Source organism: Rudaeicoccus suwonensis (genome assembly GCF_007829035.1).
GTDB classification, from domain to species: domain Bacteria; phylum Actinomycetota; class Actinomycetes; order Actinomycetales; family Dermatophilaceae; genus Rudaeicoccus; species Rudaeicoccus suwonensis.
On the sequence record NZ_VIVQ01000001.1, the window covers coordinates 576,480 to 592,941 of the forward strand.

Below are 16,462 nucleotides of genomic sequence, written 5' to 3' on the forward strand. Positions count from 1 at the left end.
TCCTCATCCACACAGCGCCATCCGCCGGAGCGGCCGCCGGCCAGCCGCATCGCAGAATGGGCGCAACGAAAGCGAGGTGCGAGAGTGCGCATCACCACTGACAGTCCGGCCGCTGGTTTCGGCGATACCGAGCAGATCCAGCAGCAGATCTGGCACGCCGTGGCATGTCTGAACAGGCGCGCATTGCGCCAATTCGACGACCAGGTGGGTCACTTGGTCGTCCTGGCCGACTCGGCGACCGGGTGCCGATCCTTCGGTATGTCGGCGCGCGATCTGCTGCGGGGCGCCCTCGCTGCGGCCTGGCGTGGTGGGTGGCAGCCGGCGGACCTGCACCGTTACGCGCTGCGCAAGCTCGAGGCGAGTGACCTGCCGGTGCTCGCTGACGCGATCGCCGACGAGTTGAGCACGTATGCCGCGGCCACCATCGACGAGCACTGGCACGGTCAGTTGCGCGAGCTCGATGCTGAAACCTGGTGGTCACCCGATGTGTCGTTCATCGAGGCGCGGCGGCGCAATGGCCTCGGATCGTGGGCCCTGACCACGACCACGATCAAGGTGCTGCACTTCCTGACGGCACTGCCACAACTGGAGGTCCTCGGCCCACTGCCGGGCCAGGCGACACCGCGCGACACTTCCGACGACGCTGCATCGACACAGGTGCGCGAGGTCGACGAGCGCATCCTCAGCAGGGTGCGTGCGCTGCTGGCAAAAGCCGAATCCACCACCTTCGAGGCGGAGGCCGAGACCTTCACCGCCGGTGCGCAGGCACTGATGGCACGCCACAGCATCGACGCGGCTCTGCTGGCCGCCGATCAGAAGGCCCCGACCGCGCCGGGCGCCCGACGGATCGGCGTCGAGAACCCGTACGAGTCGGCAAAGGCCTTGCTGCTGAGCGAGATTGCCGATGCCAACCGGTGCCGTGCCGTGTGGTTCAAGCAGGTCGGCTTCTGCACCGTCGTCGGCCACCGCGCGGATGTTGATGCGGTCGAGACGTTGTTCACCTCACTGTTGGTGCAGGCGACCCATGCGATGACCAGGGAGGGTTCCCGCTCCGACGGGCAGGGCCGCTCGCGCACCAAGTCGTTCCGTGCGTCCTTCCTGCAGGGGTTCGCAGTTCGCATCGGCGAACGCCTCACAGACGTCACCCGCGCCGAAGCCGATGCCGTCGCCGGCGACGAGAGCCGGTCAGGCGGGCGTGACCTGGTGCCGTTGCTCGCGCAACGGGCTGCCGAGGTCGATGCCGCCTTCCAGGCGATGTTTCCTGCGCTGGTCCACCGCAGAGTGCGCGCCGGGCAGGATGCCGAGGGCTGGCACTCCGGCGCGGGCGCCGCGGACCGAGCGCGGCTCGGTGGGACGGGTATCGAGGGCCGCGCCGGATAGGCCGGCAGTCGCACGGTTCGTGCCTGGCGGACTTCGCGCCCAGCGGACTTCGTCTCGGGCGGACTTCGTGTCGGGCGGCGCTGACGGCTAGGGCTGTCGTTGCCTGCGGGCCGGCACCACGACCGGTCGGTCGTCGATGCCGAGCGTCACGTCCACGCTCGCGTCATACACCTGCTGGACCCGTTCGCGCGTGACGACCTCGCGCGGCGTGCCCTCCGCCTCGACGCGGCCGTGATGCAGCAGGGTCAGCCGATCGCAGAACTGACCTGCGAGCGTCAGATCGTGCATCGTGCACAACACCGTCAGGTCCTGCGAGGCGCGCAGCTCGTCGACCAGTTCGAGCACGTGCTGCTGGTGACCGATGTCGAGCGCCGACGTCGGTTCGTCCAGCAGCAGCACCTTCGGCTGCTGCGCCAACGCGCGGGCGATGGTCGCCCGCTGGCGTTCCCCACCGGACAACGATTGCAGCTGCCGATCACGAAAACCCTGCAGGTGCAACAGTTCCAGGCTTTCGGCGGTCACCGCGCGGTCGGCCCGGCCCGGATTCGCCAGATAGCTCACGTATGGCGTGCGTCCCAGCAGCACGTAGTCGTGCACGCTCATGCCCTCCGGCAGCACCGGCGACTGCGGCACGAAGGCCACCAGCCTGGCCCGGTCACGCGTGCCGAGCGTGCGCAGATCCACGCCACCTGCGCTGACGTCTCCGGCATACGACTGCAGACCGGCCAGGCAACGCAACAGCGTCGACTTGCCCGCGCCGTTCGGACCGATGATGCCCAGCCACTCGCCGCCGGCCGCAGCGGTGGTGACGTCTCGCAGCACTGGCGTCGTCTCGAAGGCGACACTGACATCGCGGATGCGCACGTCGGTCATGACCGGCCAGCCCGGGTCGATCGCAGCACCCACAGGAAGATCGGTGCCCCGATCACCGAGGTCACGACTCCGATGGGCAGTTCGGCCGGCGACAGGATCGTGCGTGACACCGTGTCGGCCAGCACCAAGAAGCCCGCGCCGATGATGAACGACAACGGCAACACCACTCGATAGGACTCACCGCCGAGGCGCCGCACGATGTGCGGTGCGACGATCCCGACGAAGCCGATCAGGCCGCTCACCGCGACCGCGCTCGCCGCGGCGAGCGCACAGGCCGCGATCACCGCCATCCGGACACGACCCGGGTGCACCCCCAGCGACGCGGCCTCGTCGTCGCCGACCGACAGCACGTCGAGTTGCCGTCCGTGCAACAGGATCAGCACGGTGCTGATTGCGGCATACGGCAGAATCTGCCACATCTGCTGCCAGGACGCGGCCGACAGCGAGCCGAGCAGCCAGGTGTACACCTGCTGGATATCCTGCGAAGACCGTTGCAGCACAAGGGTTTGCACAGCGGTGAGGAACAGTGAGACGGCCAGTCCCGCCAGCAGCAGCGACGCCGCACCAGGACCACTGGCCCGGCCGGCGACTGCCGCCAGCGCGACACCGGTCAGCGATCCGACGAATGCCGCCAGCGGAACCGCGATGCCACCCGGCCCTCCGGCATACACCACTGCAAGGGTCGCACCCAGGCCCGCGCCGGCCGATGCGCCGAGCAGTCCGGAGTCGACGAGCGGATTGCGGAAGACGCCCTGGTAGCCGGCGCCGGCGATCGCGAGCAGGCCGCCGACGAGCGCGCCGAGCGCGATCCGCGGCAACCGGATCTGCACGAGCACGTCCTGGTCCAGCGAGCTCAGCCCCGAGTGCAGGTCGACGCCGGGCAGCCGGTCGAGCAGCGCGACCGTGGTGTCCCACGGGTTGAGGTCCGCGGCGCCGACGACCGAACTGACCAGGACGGCCACCACCAGAAAACCGATGGAGACCGGCCACAGCCAGTGCGGTCGCCGGCGAGCGGTCACGCGGCGGGGGAGTGCGCCGAGGCGGCCTCGACCGCTGCGGCAATCGCGGCGACGAACTGCGGCAGACGCGGACCCCAGCGGGAGGAGATGTCGCCGCTGATCGGGATCAGCTCGCCGTTCTTGACGGCGGGGATCGCCGACCAACCCGGACGCTTGGCCGCGATGGCGGGAGTCTGACCGCCGTCGGCGGCATCGGCGTCGGACAGGAAGATGATGTCGGGCTTGGCGGTGACGATGAATTCCGGTGTCACCTGGGGGTATCCGCCGTCGGCGGCCTTGCTGGCGGGGTCGGCGATGTTCTTCAGACCGAACAGTCCGACGACCTGACCGATGAAGGTGCTCGACGTGGCGCTGTAGTACGGGTTGGCGCTGACCTCCCAGAAGTAGGTCAGGTCGGAGTGGCTGCTGCCGGCCTTGGCGACGGATGCCGCGATCTGTGACTTCATCCCTGACACGACCGTCGCGGCCTTGGTGCTGGTGCCAGTGGCCTGACCGATCTGGTCGATCTGGTCGTAGGCGTCCTGCAGGCTGGTCGCGGTCGGTTCGATCATGACCGGTATGCCGAGCTTGGCGAGGTTCGCGACGAGGCCGCCGGCATTCATGGAAGCCACCACAAGATCGGGACGGTATTTCGCAATCGCCTCGATGTTGGGGGTGAGTCCGCTGAGTGAGGTGTGCGGCGCATCGGCGGGGTAGTCCGATGCGGAGTCGACGGCCACGACGTGCGGGCCGGCGCCGATGGCGAAGAGATCCTCGGTCGCGGTCGGCGAGAGCGAGACGATGCGCGTCGGCTGTGACTTCAGCGTCACCGAACCGCCGTCGGCCTTGACCGTGACCGGGAAGCCGCCGCTTGCGCCGGCCGATGCCGAACTGCTAGAGCTGTCAGCGCTTTTCGCTGCACTGCTGCCGCTACTGCCGCAGGCGGCCATCGTGGCGAGAGCGAGTACGGCTGCGGCAGCGGTCGCCATACGCCGCGTTATGCCGGGTCGGGAGGTCATCGGTGGGTCCGTCCTTCTGCACTGGAGAAGGAGGCACGAGTCGCCGCGCACCGCTCTTCTCGCGAGAGTCGATGTCGTCACGTGACGGGAGGCGACCTGGCTTCACTCCGGGGAGTGTCACAGTTGCGGGACAGCGCCGGAATCACACCGGCTTCGCGTGCCCATCACGCGGCCGATCAGCACGTATGACGGTGCTGGTCGAACCCGTGGACGCTACCACCTGAGCCTGCGCCAGCCTGTTGTCGGCGCTGCACAGGGCTCCATATACGACCATATATAGACAGCGCCCGTATATGGCCGTATCTGGTCCGGACGACTTCGCCGGTGATCTCCACCCGATGCGATGCATGTCGAGCCCCTGTTATCGACAGACCTCGCGACGGTGCCCGGCCTCGACTACAAGCACCTCGAGTGCGTTGTCGTGAATCTCGTAGATGACGCGATAGGCGCTGATCCGAATTCGCCACGCGTTCTCTGCACCGGACAGCTTCCGGACACCGTCCGGTCGCGGGTCAGCCGCCAAGCCGGCGATACCTGCCAGGATGCGTCGACGGATCGGTGGATCCAATCGGCGGACCATGCGCGCCGCGGCGGTCGTGAAGTCAACGGCATAACCGCTCACGAGTCCGTGTCCGCCAGCAGGTCGTCCAGGCTGATCCGGGTGCCGTCGTCGGCCGCCTTTGCCGCCCGGTAGGCAGCCAGGTCAGCCTCATCCTCCAACTGCTCCAGCCGAATAGCGTCCTCGACCGAGACCAGCACCGCAGTGACCTTGCCACGGCGGGTGATGCCGACCCGCTCGTGTCCGTACGCCGCACGGTTGATCGTGTCGCTCAACGTGGTCCGCAAGTCCGCTACAGAAACCTGACTCGTGAACTCACTCATGCACATCAGATTATCCCGAGATGCGCCAGATGTACATCTTGTACGTTACGCGTGATTCGTCGATAACCGACCTGAAGCCTCGTCCTCCGCTGCGAGTTGGGTGAGACGAAACACGCCAGCGGGGCCACCAGAACGAGCCTGCTCAGCTGTCTCGACAATCCCTTCGGGCCATTAGCCGGGTGACTATTCGCGCAAGCGGCCTGCATCGAGAGGGGTTTGCGCCGTCCGCGGCCAGTGCGTCGAGGTACGCGAGATCGACCAGTCGCACTGGTGCGCGATCTGCTCCAGACTCAACCCGCTCAGGCTGGCGTTGCGTGCCAACTCGGCCGCGGTCTGCGCGCGCTGCGCCGGCGTCGACCACATGCCGACCATCGTGCCAGTTGGCCCCGTCCGTCTTCTGGCGTGAATGCCTGCCAGCGCAACAGTTCGGTAGAATTCGGGTATGGCGAAACGGCGTGCTCCCGGCGGTCTCGAGACCGAGATTCTGCGCCGGTTGTGGGATGCCGACCAGCCGTTGACCAGCCGCGCGCTGCGCGAACAGTTCCCCGACGATGTACGCCCGGCGCTGACCACGTTGCTGACCGTGCTCAGCCGCTTGGAGGCCAAGGGTCTGGTCGAGCGATCCGAGGCCACCGCTGTTGCGACCTTCATGGCCACACGACCTGAGTCCGAGCAGGTCGCCGACGCAATGAACTCCATGCTGCAACGAGTTGCCGATCGCGAGGCGGTGCTGTCGCAGTTCGCCGGATCCCTCGACGAGCACGACACCGCGGCCCTGCGGCGCGCGCTGGGTGGCCTCGCCGGATGACCTTCGTGCTGGTCGCGCTCGTCCTGGCGATCGCACTCACGGCGTCCGCGCCACTGCTGCGCCGGCCGGAGCGCTGGTCGATCCGCCACCCTGCCGCTGCGCTCGCGACCTGGGTGGTGATCTTCTGCGGCGGCTGCCTCGCCTTCGTCGTCGCAACAGTCGCCGTTGTTGCCGCCGCGATCCGCGGTAACCGACACACCGGCCAGGCGTGGCTGGCGCCGACCGCGGTCGTGATCCTCGCCTGGGTCACCCTGATCGTCGTCGGCGCGGTCATCGCGCTGCTGACCTCACGCTGGGAGGTGCGAGCCCGTTCGACGTCGGCCACCCGCTCGGAGTTGTTGCTGCTGACCGCCTGCCGCACCTATCGCACGCAGGTCGTCGCCGGGGTCGAGGTGCGGTATGTCGACACCGACCGTGTGCTTGCCATGTCCACCCGCGTGGGCGGCCCGCAGATCGTGGTTTCCCGCGCACTGGTGGAGTCGCTCGACCCGGCCCAGCTGCGCGCCGTGATCGAGCACGAGCGGGCGCATCTGCGCTGGCGGCACGACCTGATCGCCTCGACCGCCTGCCTGGCCTACGACACGATGCCGTGGCTGCCGGCCGGTCGGAGCTTCCGGCGGTCGGTGCACCTGCTGGTCGAACTCGCCGCCGACGATGTGGCGGCCCGGGTTTGTGGCCCCACCGCGTGCGTCGGTGCTCTCGATGCGATGCACCGGTTGGGCGTCGCCGAGGGCGCCGACCTGCGAGCGCAGCGGCTGCTCGCCATCAACGCCGATACCCCGGCAGCCGGCCGCCTCAGCGGTGCGGCTCGAAGTTACGCAGCCGCAAAGAGTTCGAGATCACCAGCATCGAGCTCATCGCCATCGCCGCGGCGGCGATGAGCGGGTTCAGCAGGCCTGCCGCAGCAATCGGAATCGCTGCGACGTTGTATCCGAAGGCCCACACCAGGTTGCCGCGAATCGTGCGAAAGGTCTTGCGCGACAACTGAACTGCGTCGACGACCACCCGCAGGTCATTGCGCACCAGGATCACGTCGGCGGACTTCATCGCAATGTCGGTGCCGCGGACCAGCGCCATACCAAGGTCCGCTGTCGCCAACGCGGCCGAGTCGTTGATGCCGTCGCCGACCATCGCCACGCACCGACCCTGCGCCTGCAACTCCTCGATCGCCGCAGCCTTCTGGTCGGGCAGGACCCGAGCCCGAACCTCCTGTATGCCGAGCCGCTCCGCGACCGCGGCAGCCGTTGCCGGGGAGTCACCGGTGAGCAGCACGGTGCGCAGCCCCAGGTCGTGCAGCGCCGCGACGGCCGGTGCGGCAGACCCGCGCACGGTGTCGCTCACGGCGAAGACCGCAGCGAGGACGCCGTCGACGGCAAGCAACACGGTGGTGTCGCCGTCGTCGGCGGCAGACTGCACGGCGCTTGCCGCCTCGTCGATGACGATGCCGCGACCCGTGATCAGGTCAGCGCTACCGATCAGGCACTCGTGACCGTCGACGAGACCCCGCGCGCCGGCTCCCGGCAGGGCGGTGAACTCGGCCGGCGCCTCCGGGCGCCCCACCTGTTGTTCGGCGTGGCGCACGATGGCCGCCGCGATCGGATGCTCGGAGGCGGACTCGAGGCTCGCGGCATACCGGCAGACGTCGATCTCGGAGCGGCCGCCGAACGTGTCGACCTGATGAACCCGCATGTTGCCGCTGGTCAGGGTGCCGGTCTTGTCGAAGACGACGGTGTCGATCCGGCCACTCATCTCCAAGGCGTCGTGGCCCTTGATGAGGATGCCGAGTTGGCCGCCTCGGCCCACGCCGACCATCAACGCGGTCGGTGTCGCCAGGCCGAGAGCGCACGGGCAGGCGATGATCAGCACCGCGACGCCGTTGGCGATCGCGCGGTCGGCCGAGCCGGTGGCGACCAGCCAACCGACGGCGACCAGCACCGCCAGGATCATCACCGCAGGCACGAAATAGCCGGTGACCCGGTCGGCGACCTTCTGCGCGCGAGACTTACGCCGTTGCGCGTCGTCGGCGATCGCGGCCATCTGTGCCAGCCGGGTGCGCTCGCCGACGGCATCGGCGGTCACGACCAGGCGGCCGGTCAGATTGGTGGTGCCGCCGACCACGGTGTCGCCGCCGGTGACCTCGACCGGGGTGGATTCGCCGGTCATCGCGCTAGTGTCGACGCTGCCGCTGCCGGACGCGATGGTGCCGTCGGTGACGATGCGTTCGCCGGGCAGCACCACGAACCGGTCACCGACTCGCAGATCCTCGGACGGTATGACGCGCTCGGTGCCTGAATCATCAACGATGCGAGCCTGTTTCACTGCAAGACCGGCCAGCGCCTGCATCACGTCGCCGACCTGCCCGCGCGAGCGTGTCTCGAAGTAGCGACCGCCCAACTGGAAGGTCACCATGCCGGCCGCGACGTCGAGGTAGATCGCGTCGGCGCCGGGAGGCGTGTGCCCGAAGCCGAGCCAGTAGCCCGGCGTCGATGCCGGATGCAGAAGCAGGGCATAGAGCGCCCAGCCGAAGGACACCAGCGCGCCGAGCGACACCAGCGTGTCCATGCTCAGCACCCCGTGCTGCAGACCTCGCCAGGTCGCCTTGTGATACGGCCACGCCGCCCAGGTGACGATCGGCACCGCCAGCAGCACACACAGTGCCTGCCAGCCGGGAAACCGCCAGCCCGGCACGAGTGCGAGCAGGATGGTCAGGTCGCACAAGGGCACGGTCAGCAGCGCCGACACCGCGAGCCGGCGGCGCAGTGAACTGAGCCGCATCTCGGCTGCGCGGCGGGTCCACGCGTCGTCGTCGGGATTGTGCAGCACAGCGGTGTAGCCGGCGCTCTCGACCGCGGCGATCGCGGTGCCGACCTCGTCGTCCGGCAATCCTGTGACCACGGCACGGTCGGTCGCGAGGTTGACGGTCGCCTGCACGCCGGGAAGTTTGTTCAGCTTGCGCTCGACCCGGTTGGCGCACGCGGCGCACGTCATACCGCCCACGTCGAGCTCGAACTTCTCGAGGCGGGTCGACTGGTGGGTTTCAGTCGTCGTCACGGACGGTCGTCCTTCCGGCACCCGCGCCCAATCGTGCGAGCATCTCGTTGTAGGCGTCGTAGGACGTGTCGGCGCCGGAATCCAGGTGCCGGTCGACGCGTCGTGCCTGTCTGGCGTCCTGGCGGGCCCACTGCACCACGAGTGCGAGAATCACGATGACCAGCGGGAATTCCCCTGCGGCCCAAGCAATTCCGCCGCCGACATACTGGTTCCAGGCGAGGTCGGTCATCCAGGGCTCGTTGAGGTAGTTGTAGAACGTCTGGGCGATGACTCCCGAGCGGGTCATCACGATGACGCCGAAGAACGCGTGGAACGGCATCGCCGCCAGGATCATCGCCAGCTTGCCCAGATAGGGCAACGGCCGCGGCGGCGGGTCGACGCCGATCGCCAGTCCGTAGAAGAGATAGCCGATCATCACGAAGTGCAGGTAGGCCAACTGGTGGGCCCAGTGGAAGCGCAGGGTGTCTTCGAACAGTGGAGTGAAGTACAGCGCGTAGTACGATCCGATGAAGAAGACGAAGACCTCCAGCGGGTTGTACATCCAGCGCATCACCCGCGACTTCAGCAGTGCGGTGACCCACTCGTGGGGCCCGGCCGCCTCGTTCGGGCCGTGCGCGGTCGTGGCGCGCAGTGCCAGGGTCATTGCCCCGCCGAGCACCAGCAGCAGCGGGCCGAGCATGTTGACCGCCATGTGGAAGGCCATGTGCACGTCGAAGGACGCACCGGCATACCGCCCGAGGCCGCTGGAGGTGCACACGAAGATGACGATCCAGCCGAGCACCCAGGCGATCGTCCGCCCCAGCGGCCACCTGTCGCCCCGTCGGTGCATCCGCACGACGCCCCACAGGTAGAGCCCGATGCCGACGGCGCTGATGACCGCGAACAGGATGTTGAGTCGCCATGCGGTGACGAGGGTCCAGAAGGTCGGATTGCGAGTGACATTGAAGCCGAAGAAGTTTTCCGCGATCGTCGTCGGCGTGAAGTACTGCGGAGAGGGGATCCGCTGACGTACGACGTCCAGCGCGAGTGCAGCAACAAGCATCAAAGCCGCGCTGTATGCCGGAACTCGCCCTCGGATGCCCCGCCCGCGACACACCAGCAGCATCGCCGCGATGACCAGGACGTCCTTGGCGATGAACAGCCACCCCGTCGAGCACGACCACGGTGCCTTGCCGGCGAGCTCGAACCACGCGACCACCAGATCGGTCGCGAGCACCACCAGCCCGCTGATCAGTGCGACCGTGCGCAACCGGCGCGCGGCGACGGGTTTGGCGAGCAGAATCCGGCCGCGGCACACGGTCGTGATCACGACTCCGGAGAAAAGCACGAAAGCCGGTGTGCCGATGATTGCGCTGTCGCCGCCGAAGTCGTGGTTGGGACCGATGAGCACCTGCGTGACGACGACCGGCGCCAGCACCCCTACGGCGCCGAGCACGGCGACGACGGCGATGAGATCCCATGCAATGGCAACCAACGTGATGCCCGCGATGACGAAGGCGCACACCGTCGTGACGATCCAGGCGCGCGGCAGGTAGTTGGCCTCGATCAGATAGCCGAACGCGCCGGCGCGATCCAGGAACGACAGCGGCTCGCCGGCGGCATCGGCCGAATCGACAGCAACCAGAGCCAAACTCGCGGTGCCCCAGATGAGTGCCGCCCACAAGGCGGGGACGAGTTCGCGCTTGCCACCGATCGCCATACGGCCACGACCGCGGCGCGGTTTGATGCACAGCACGAGCACCCACCAGCCCAGGCAGAAGGTGCTCGCGACAGCGACGACCAGTTGCAGCAGGCCGCTGGTGAGAGCCGTCGGATATCCCGGGAAATTCTGGTCGATCGAGTGGTAGCTGCGTGCACCGATCGCGACGACACCGACGATGACGATCACCAGGGGCAGCGCGCTGAGGGCGAACACGCGGCTCGGCACCCCGAGTGGGCGTCGGTCGGTGGTCGATGTGGCGGGGGGTGTCGCTGTTCGCGTCGTCACGACAGCATCATCACCAACATGTACGACATCACGACGGCCATGACGATGTGCACCGCCGTATCCACCGGTATGGCGCGCGCGACCGCGCCGGTGCGGGAGGAGCCGGCTGCCGGTGTCGGCCGCGATCCGATTCTGTCCAGCAGCACCACGGCGTATGCCGCGAGGCCGACCGCGAGCACCAGATCGAGGGTGACCAGCGGCGGCATACTCGACGATCCGGACATGCCACTCATGCCGGACATTGAGGGCGCGGCAGACGTGTGCGCCGCGTGCAGCACCACCGCGAACATGTAGACCATTGCCGCGGCGAGCACCAGATGCGCGCCACGGTGGGCCAGTGCGCTACGCCGGCGACGCGCACGGTCGCGGAGCACTTCGTAGCCGAACCACGCGGTGAAGCCGATCCACACCACCAGCCAGGCCCAGGCCAGTCCGCCGTCCCCCGTGAGCTTCGTGCCGGGGATGAGCATGCCGACCATGGCCACGCCCATCAGGCCGTGGCAGACCTCCACAGGCACGTCGGTGCGACGCCGACCGCGGCGTGCCTGCACCAGGCGGTAGCCGCAGATGAGGCTGCAGGCGAGAGCGAGGACACCGAAACAGGCGGCGAGCCACCCTGGTCCGATCATGTCCGTCATCCGTGGATTCCCTGCTCCTGTGTGCCCTGATTGCGTGGGCCCTGCTTGTGTATGCCGCGTGGCCAGTAGGCGACCACCAATAGTGCCAGCAGTGGCGCCGAGTTCGGATCAGTGCCCTGACCACTGAAGATTCCTCCAAGAGCCTGAGCGAAAACCCAGACCGTCGCGGTCAGCACGATCGTGACGATCAGCACGACGCGACGAGTTGCGGGGGGCAGGAAGATGCCCGCCGCGATCAGCGCCAGCAGCACGGCCCCTGCCATCGCCACGCTGACGCCGTGATGCGCGGACGCTTGTGCGGCATGCCGCATCAGCCAGGTCAGCCAGTTGGGATTGCCGGCCTCCATCGAGGCGATGAGGTCGTGCACCGCCTGGGGTGTTCGATTGGACGACTGCAGGTTCAGCAGCGCGAGGCCACCCCAGATCAGCACCCACAGGCCTCGTGAGAGCCCGACGCCGAGAGGGCGGGCTGCGACATACCTGCTCTCGGCCTGGACGGGCCAGAGGACGACCGCGGCGACGGCATACAGCAGCACCCCGCCCGGTGCTCCGTCGAGCAGAGTCGCTCCGCCGGAGAGCAAGCCGCCGAGGCCCTCGCCGAACCACCAGACGGCCAGCGACCAACCGATCGAGGCCAACAGACCCAGACGCACCGTCGGGCGGAAGGCGATGAGCACCCCCAGCAGCAACTGGATCAGCGCGAAGACGGCATTGGTCCAGATCGGGTTGTCACCGACGATGCGAGCGGCCCAGGTGATCGTGTCCTGGACCCAGCCGGGGTTGCCGGCGGCGGAGGCGGCCATCACATCGGAGGAGAACGCCTTGGTGAACATGTACGACTGCAGTTGCAGCAGTCCGTCGATCAGCCACAACAAGGCCAGCACCAGCTGAAGTCGTCGCCGCAGGTCCGTCGGCTCGGTTGTGGTGGTCAGCTGTGGCTCCGGGTGCACTGGAGCGAGGCTGGATGACGGCACCGAATAACTCTACAACGTGTAGAGACAGTGGCTGCCGGCCCTCGTGAGAGGCTGTGCCGCATGCAGCTGAGACCGCCCGCACGGCTCGTGGACCCGCGGGCGCGGGCCTATTGGGCCACGGAGAATCTGCTCGGCGTGGTCGTGCTGGCAGCCGGCCTGACCGCATGGTCGATCTGGGGAGGCCTCGGTGGAGTATGGCGTTACGCGGCCTTTCTGCTCCTGATCGTGATGGCGGTGGTGGGCGTCGTGGTCGTGCCGTGGGGGCGCTACCGGATCCACCGGTGGGAGGTCACCGACACCGCGGTCTACACCCAGCGGGGGTGGCTGACCATCGAGCAGCGCATCGCGCCGATCTCGCGAGTTCAGACCGTCGACACCGAACGCGGAGCGGTGGCAAGGCTTTTCGGTCTCGCGTCGGTGCGGGTCACGACGGCATCCGCCAAGGGCGAGTTGAAGATCGACGGACTGTCACGCTCGCTGGCCGAGCAGATCGCGACCGACCTGACTGTCGTGACCGCTGCTGACCCGGGTGACGCGACGTGACGGAGCCGCCGGCCCGCGACGCGTCGATCGCCGGCACGGCACCGACGATGCCTCGCGGTGACCGATGGCGACGGCTCAACCTGCGGATGCTGGCGATCCATCCGGTGCGAGAGGTGGCGAGATATCTGCCGCTGCTGATCGCGATCGTCTTCGTCGGCCATTCGACCGGCGGCGGCGAGAACTGGTGGGGGCTCGGCGCGATGGTTGCGGCAGTGCTGCTCGGGGCGGCGCGGTGGTACACCACGACCTACCGGTTCACCGACGATCAGGTGCAACTGCGGCGCGGGCTGGTCAACGCCACGACCGTGACCGCGCCGATCGACCGGGTCCGCTCGGTCGACGTGACCGCTCCGGCGCTGCACCGGTTGCTCGGTCTGGCGGAGGTGCGGATCGGCACCGGCGCGGGAGAGAAGGCGCTCAAACTCGACGGGCTCACGACAGCGGAGGCAGCAGCGCTGCGCGGTGAGTTGCTGCACCCTGCTCGTGCCGGTCGGCGCACGGATGCCGATGCGACGGCGCCTGCCGGTCGGCGCACGGATGTCGATGCCGCCGCAGGTGCCGATCGGGCATCCGAGGCGGGTGTGCCGGTGGCACGTGGCACGGGCATGTCCGGAGGCATGCCTGCGGCATACACCACCTTCGATTCCGCCGAACATGTTCTGTATCAGCTGAATCCGGGGTGGATCCGGTTCGCTCCGTTCGGGCCCGCCGGGCTGCTGGCCGCGCTGGCGGTGGTCGCCGTCGGCAGCCAGTTGTTCCGCGACACGGGTTTCAATCCGGCCACCAGCTCGACGGTGCGCGACACCGCCAGCGATGTTGCATCGCACGGCACCACGGTCGCCGTCGTCACCGCTGCGGTGCTGCTGCTCGTGACCGTGGTGGTGCTGTCGCTGGTTGCCTATCTGTTGGCATTTCACGGTTTTCGGCTCACGCGCGATGACATCGGTGGGACGCTGCACGTGAGTCGTGGCCTGGTCACGACACGGGCGACGTCACTGGCGACCATCCGGTTGCGGGGGGTCGAGGAGCACCGGCCGATCCCGCTGCGGTGGGTCGGTGGCGCGCGGCTGGATGCGATCACCACCGGCGTCAAGGACGACGGCAAGGCCATGAGCTCCACGCTCACGCCGCCGTCGCCGGCCGGGGTCGTCCGGCAGACGGGTGAATTGGTGCTGCGGGCGCCGGGCGTGCTCGACCTGCCGTTGATGCACCACGGCCCCGCTGCGACGCGCCGGCGCTACACACGGGTGTTCGGCGGCGCACTGGTCGTGGTCGCCGCGATCGTCGCGGTGCCTCTCGCCGGGCAGGCGCCCTGGGCCTTCGTCGCGTTGGCTGGGGTGCCGCTGCTGGTGGCTCCGGTGCTGGGGCGCAGTCGCGCGCACTGGCTGGGTCACGCGGTGACCGAGCGATTCCTGATCACACGCGCCGGCTCGATCACCATGTCCACCAACGTGATCGAGCTGTCCGGCGCGGTCGGCGTCACCGTCAGGCGGTCGTTCTTTCAACGGCGCGCGGGGGTGGCGACGGTGTCGCTGGCGACCGCTGCCGGGGACAAGGAGTATGCCGTGCTCGACGTCGCGGCTGCGGAGGTCAGCGCGTTGGCGGGCCAGATCCTGCCGGGCCACCTCGAGCAGTTCCTGCGCTGACGGACGCGATCAACCGCCGAGCGCACCAGCGTGCGCCGAAGCGCGCGGCGTGTACCTCGGCTACCCGGTTGCCGAGCGCGCGACCGTGTAGCTCGACATATCCGCGTCCGGCGGGCCCCCTCGGCGCTCCCTCTGCGGTGCCCCACGATGCGGGGCAGGGCAGGGGGCCGAGAAGCAGTGGCCCACGTGGCCCACACCGCTCGCGCAATCAGCCGCGCTAGTTGCGGGTGTCACCCAGGGAACGCCGCATGATGCGTTTTTGGGTGCGATCCGCACGCAGCACCCGGCTCGGCAGCGCACCGAGCGTGACCCCGGACGCGAGCGCGAGGCCGATCGCGGCCGCGCCGAAGAGCGTGTTCATTCCCGCCGACGACGACTCGTGCTGCACGATCTGGAAGACCCCGCGGTAGACCGCCAGACCCGGCAGCAGCACGACGATTCCCGAGGTCGCGACGGCCAGCGCCGGCACCCGGAAACGCCACGCCACGGCCTGGGCGAAGACACCGACGATCAGGGCCGCGACGGCCGAGGCAGCCGGTGCGGAGCCGGTCGCATGTTCGGCAACCTCGTAGACGACCCACGCCACTGCCCCGGCGACGGCTGCCAGTGCTGTGGCACGTCGCCCGGCATACGCGGTGATGGCGAAGGCCGCAGAAATCGCCGCAGCCGCGACCGCAGCCAGCAGCAGGTGCGGCGAGAAGCTCACCGCGGGTGAGATGGCAAGTCGCGCGCCGAGACGCTTGGCGAGAGCGAGAGTGCCGATGACGCCCAGCACGACGCCGCCACTGAGCAGGATCACCTCCATCAGCCGGGCCGACGCGGTGACGTAGAAGCCGTCGATGGTGTCCTGCGCGGCGCTGACCAGTGACAGGCCTGCGAGCAGCACCACCACTCCCGATGCGACGACCACGGACGCCGGCTCGTGCCGCCATACGTGCCAGCCGTGCTCGCCGAGCGTGTTGATCCCCAGGGCGATCGAGGTAGGTATGGCGGCGCCGATCGCCTGGCAGAAGAAGGCCGCGATGCCGTGCATGGACAGCCAGCGCTGGGCGCGGTCGACGACGGCCGCGATCACGCCGCACAGCACGATCAGCAGCAGATCGCCACCGAGCAGTGCCGCGACGGCCGCACCGAGCAGGCCCATCGCGCAGGTGACGGTGATCCGGTAGTACGGGTGCGGTGCGGCAAGCACTGTCTCCAGGCGATTCCGAGCCGCTGCCGGGTCGAGCGAACCGGCGGTCACCTCGCGCACCAGGTCGTGTAGTTGCTCCAGGCGGCTGTAGTCCACCTGCGAGGCCGGCACGATGCGCATCACGGTCATCGGATCGCGAAGCGCACCACGGTGATACGAGATCGTCAGCGAGGTGTAGGTCACGTCCACCTGCACCGAACGCACGCCATACGCACGCGTCATCCGCAACACGAGAGCGGTGACGTCTGCGGCGCTGGCGCCGGTGGCCAGCATGGCTTCCCCGACGCGCAGGCTCAGGTCGATGACCTGACGGGCGTGCAGGTCTGCCGGGCCGTTTTCGTCGCCCGGCGCACCAACCGGAAACCGTGGGGTGGAGCGGGCCCGCAGGGTACGACCGGCGCGAGTGCGCAGTTCCTGCCCCGGCAGGTGTCGCCGTGGTGACGACTGGTCCTCGGGCATGCGGGCCACTGT

15 protein-coding genes and 1 riboswitch are annotated in these 16,462 nt (G+C 68.5%); of the genes, 5 read left to right on the top strand and 10 right to left on the bottom strand.

All coding sequences use genetic code 11. The features are described 5' to 3' along the window. Window positions 1–84 precede the first annotated feature (84 nt). Window positions 85–1,380, top strand: a complete 1,296-nt coding sequence (locus BKA23_RS02740) for a DUF2786 domain-containing protein (RefSeq protein WP_145225257.1) — start codon at window positions 85–87, stop codon at window positions 1,378–1,380. A gap of 87 nt (window positions 1,381–1,467) precedes the next feature. On the opposite strand, the gene BKA23_RS02745 is transcribed toward BKA23_RS02740, so the two are convergent. The 5 genes from BKA23_RS02745 to BKA23_RS02765 all read right to left on the bottom strand — a co-directional run bounded on the left by BKA23_RS02745 (window position 1,468) and on the right by BKA23_RS02765 (window position 5,152). Then, window positions 1,468–2,286, bottom strand: a complete 819-nt coding sequence (locus BKA23_RS02745; protein WP_211841576.1) for an ABC transporter ATP-binding protein — start codon at window positions 2,284–2,286, stop codon at window positions 1,468–1,470. Continuing rightward, window positions 2,250–3,272, bottom strand: coding sequence for a FecCD family ABC transporter permease (locus BKA23_RS02750; RefSeq protein WP_145225259.1), 1,023 nt, complete (start codon window positions 3,270–3,272; stop codon window positions 2,250–2,252). The genes BKA23_RS02745 and BKA23_RS02750 overlap by 37 nt, the downstream gene beginning before the upstream one ends. Beyond that, window positions 3,269–4,270, bottom strand: coding sequence for an ABC transporter substrate-binding protein (locus BKA23_RS02755; protein ID WP_145225261.1), 1,002 nt, complete (start codon window positions 4,268–4,270; stop codon window positions 3,269–3,271). The genes BKA23_RS02750 and BKA23_RS02755 overlap by 4 nt, the downstream gene beginning before the upstream one ends. A gap of 45 nt (window positions 4,271–4,315) precedes the next feature. Then, a riboswitch (adenosylcobalamin (AdoCbl) riboswitch) is annotated at window positions 4,316–4,452 on the bottom strand. 179 nt (window positions 4,453–4,631) lie between these two features. Further along, the gene (locus BKA23_RS02760) at window positions 4,632–4,892 is read right to left on the bottom strand and encodes a type II toxin-antitoxin system RelE family toxin (RefSeq protein ID WP_145225263.1); all 261 of its coding nucleotides are present in this window, start codon (window positions 4,890–4,892) and stop codon (window positions 4,632–4,634) included. Further along, entirely contained in the window at window positions 4,889–5,152 is a 264-nt protein-coding gene (locus BKA23_RS02765) for a type II toxin-antitoxin system Phd/YefM family antitoxin (RefSeq protein ID WP_145225265.1), read from the bottom strand. The genes BKA23_RS02760 and BKA23_RS02765 overlap by 4 nt, the downstream gene beginning before the upstream one ends. A 442-nt stretch (window positions 5,153–5,594) precedes the next feature. On the opposite strand from BKA23_RS02765, the gene BKA23_RS02770 reads away from it, so the two are divergent. Together BKA23_RS02770 and BKA23_RS02775 are read left to right on the top strand one after the other, a co-directional pair. Further along, window positions 5,595–5,960 carry a BlaI/MecI/CopY family transcriptional regulator gene (locus BKA23_RS02770; protein ID WP_145225267.1) on the top strand — a complete coding sequence of 122 codons (366 nt, stop codon included), beginning with the start codon at window positions 5,595–5,597 and terminating at the stop codon, window positions 5,958–5,960. Further along, window positions 5,957–6,841, top strand: a complete 885-nt coding sequence (locus tag BKA23_RS02775) for a M56 family metallopeptidase (RefSeq protein ID WP_145225269.1) — start codon at window positions 5,957–5,959, stop codon at window positions 6,839–6,841. Before BKA23_RS02770 ends, BKA23_RS02775 begins: the two co-directional genes overlap by 4 nt. Here the strand turns inward: BKA23_RS02775 and BKA23_RS02780 are convergent. The 4 genes from BKA23_RS02780 to BKA23_RS02795 are packed head-to-tail and all read right to left on the bottom strand — an operon-like array spanning window position 6,756 to window position 12,610. Next, window positions 6,756–9,011 (bottom strand): heavy metal translocating P-type ATPase, encoded by a 2,256-nt coding sequence (locus tag BKA23_RS02780; protein WP_281287523.1) that lies wholly within the window; start codon window positions 9,009–9,011, stop codon window positions 6,756–6,758. The genes BKA23_RS02775 and BKA23_RS02780 overlap by 86 nt on opposite strands. Further along, the gene (locus tag BKA23_RS02785; RefSeq protein WP_145225271.1) at window positions 8,998–10,998 is read right to left on the bottom strand and encodes a cytochrome c oxidase assembly protein; all 2,001 of its coding nucleotides are present in this window, start codon (window positions 10,996–10,998) and stop codon (window positions 8,998–9,000) included. Before BKA23_RS02785 ends, BKA23_RS02780 begins: the two co-directional genes overlap by 14 nt. Next, window positions 10,995–11,636, bottom strand: a complete 642-nt coding sequence (locus tag BKA23_RS02790) for a DUF5134 domain-containing protein (RefSeq protein ID WP_145225273.1) — start codon at window positions 11,634–11,636, stop codon at window positions 10,995–10,997. Before BKA23_RS02790 ends, BKA23_RS02785 begins: the two co-directional genes overlap by 4 nt. Then, window positions 11,633–12,610 carry a hypothetical protein gene (locus BKA23_RS02795; RefSeq protein WP_145225275.1) on the bottom strand — a complete coding sequence of 326 codons (978 nt, stop codon included), beginning with the start codon at window positions 12,608–12,610 and terminating at the stop codon, window positions 11,633–11,635. Before BKA23_RS02795 ends, BKA23_RS02790 begins: the two co-directional genes overlap by 4 nt. 60 nt (window positions 12,611–12,670) lie before the next feature. Here BKA23_RS02795 and BKA23_RS02800 point away from each other — a divergent pair, with 60 nt between their 5' ends. Beyond that, window positions 12,671–13,153, top strand: a complete 483-nt coding sequence (locus BKA23_RS02800) for a PH domain-containing protein (protein WP_145225277.1) — start codon at window positions 12,671–12,673, stop codon at window positions 13,151–13,153. Next, the gene (locus BKA23_RS02805) at window positions 13,150–14,799 is read left to right on the top strand and encodes a PH domain-containing protein (RefSeq protein ID WP_145225279.1); all 1,650 of its coding nucleotides are present in this window, start codon (window positions 13,150–13,152) and stop codon (window positions 14,797–14,799) included. Before BKA23_RS02800 ends, BKA23_RS02805 begins: the two co-directional genes overlap by 4 nt. Before the next feature lie 217 nt (window positions 14,800–15,016). Here BKA23_RS02805 and BKA23_RS02810 read toward each other — a convergent pair whose 3' ends face one another. After that, window positions 15,017–16,450: a threonine/serine exporter family protein gene (locus tag BKA23_RS02810; RefSeq protein WP_145225281.1), complete on the bottom strand. Its 1,434-nt coding sequence runs from the start codon at window positions 16,448–16,450 to the stop codon at window positions 15,017–15,019. Window positions 16,451–16,462: the final 12 nt, after the last annotated feature.

What these genes read in the sequence shown, in the direction of transcription:
- BKA23_RS02755 (WP_145225261.1), bottom strand. Translation starts at nt 4,270, where the DNA reads ATGACCTCCCGACCCGGCATAACGCGGCGTATGGCGACCGCTGCCGCA.
- BKA23_RS02765 (WP_145225265.1), bottom strand. Translation starts at nt 5,152, where the DNA reads ATGAGTGAGTTCACGAGTCAGGTTTCTGTAGCGGACTTGCGGACCACG.
- BKA23_RS02770 (WP_145225267.1), top strand. Translation starts at nt 5,595, where the DNA reads ATGGCGAAACGGCGTGCTCCCGGCGGTCTCGAGACCGAGATTCTGCGC.
- BKA23_RS02775 (WP_145225269.1), top strand. Translation starts at nt 5,957, where the DNA reads ATGACCTTCGTGCTGGTCGCGCTCGTCCTGGCGATCGCACTCACGGCG.
- BKA23_RS02790 (WP_145225273.1), bottom strand. Translation starts at nt 11,636, where the DNA reads ATGACGGACATGATCGGACCAGGGTGGCTCGCCGCCTGTTTCGGTGTC.
- BKA23_RS02800 (WP_145225277.1), top strand. Translation starts at nt 12,671, where the DNA reads ATGCAGCTGAGACCGCCCGCACGGCTCGTGGACCCGCGGGCGCGGGCC.
- BKA23_RS02810 (WP_145225281.1), bottom strand. Translation starts at nt 16,450, where the DNA reads ATGCCCGAGGACCAGTCGTCACCACGGCGACACCTGCCGGGGCAGGAA.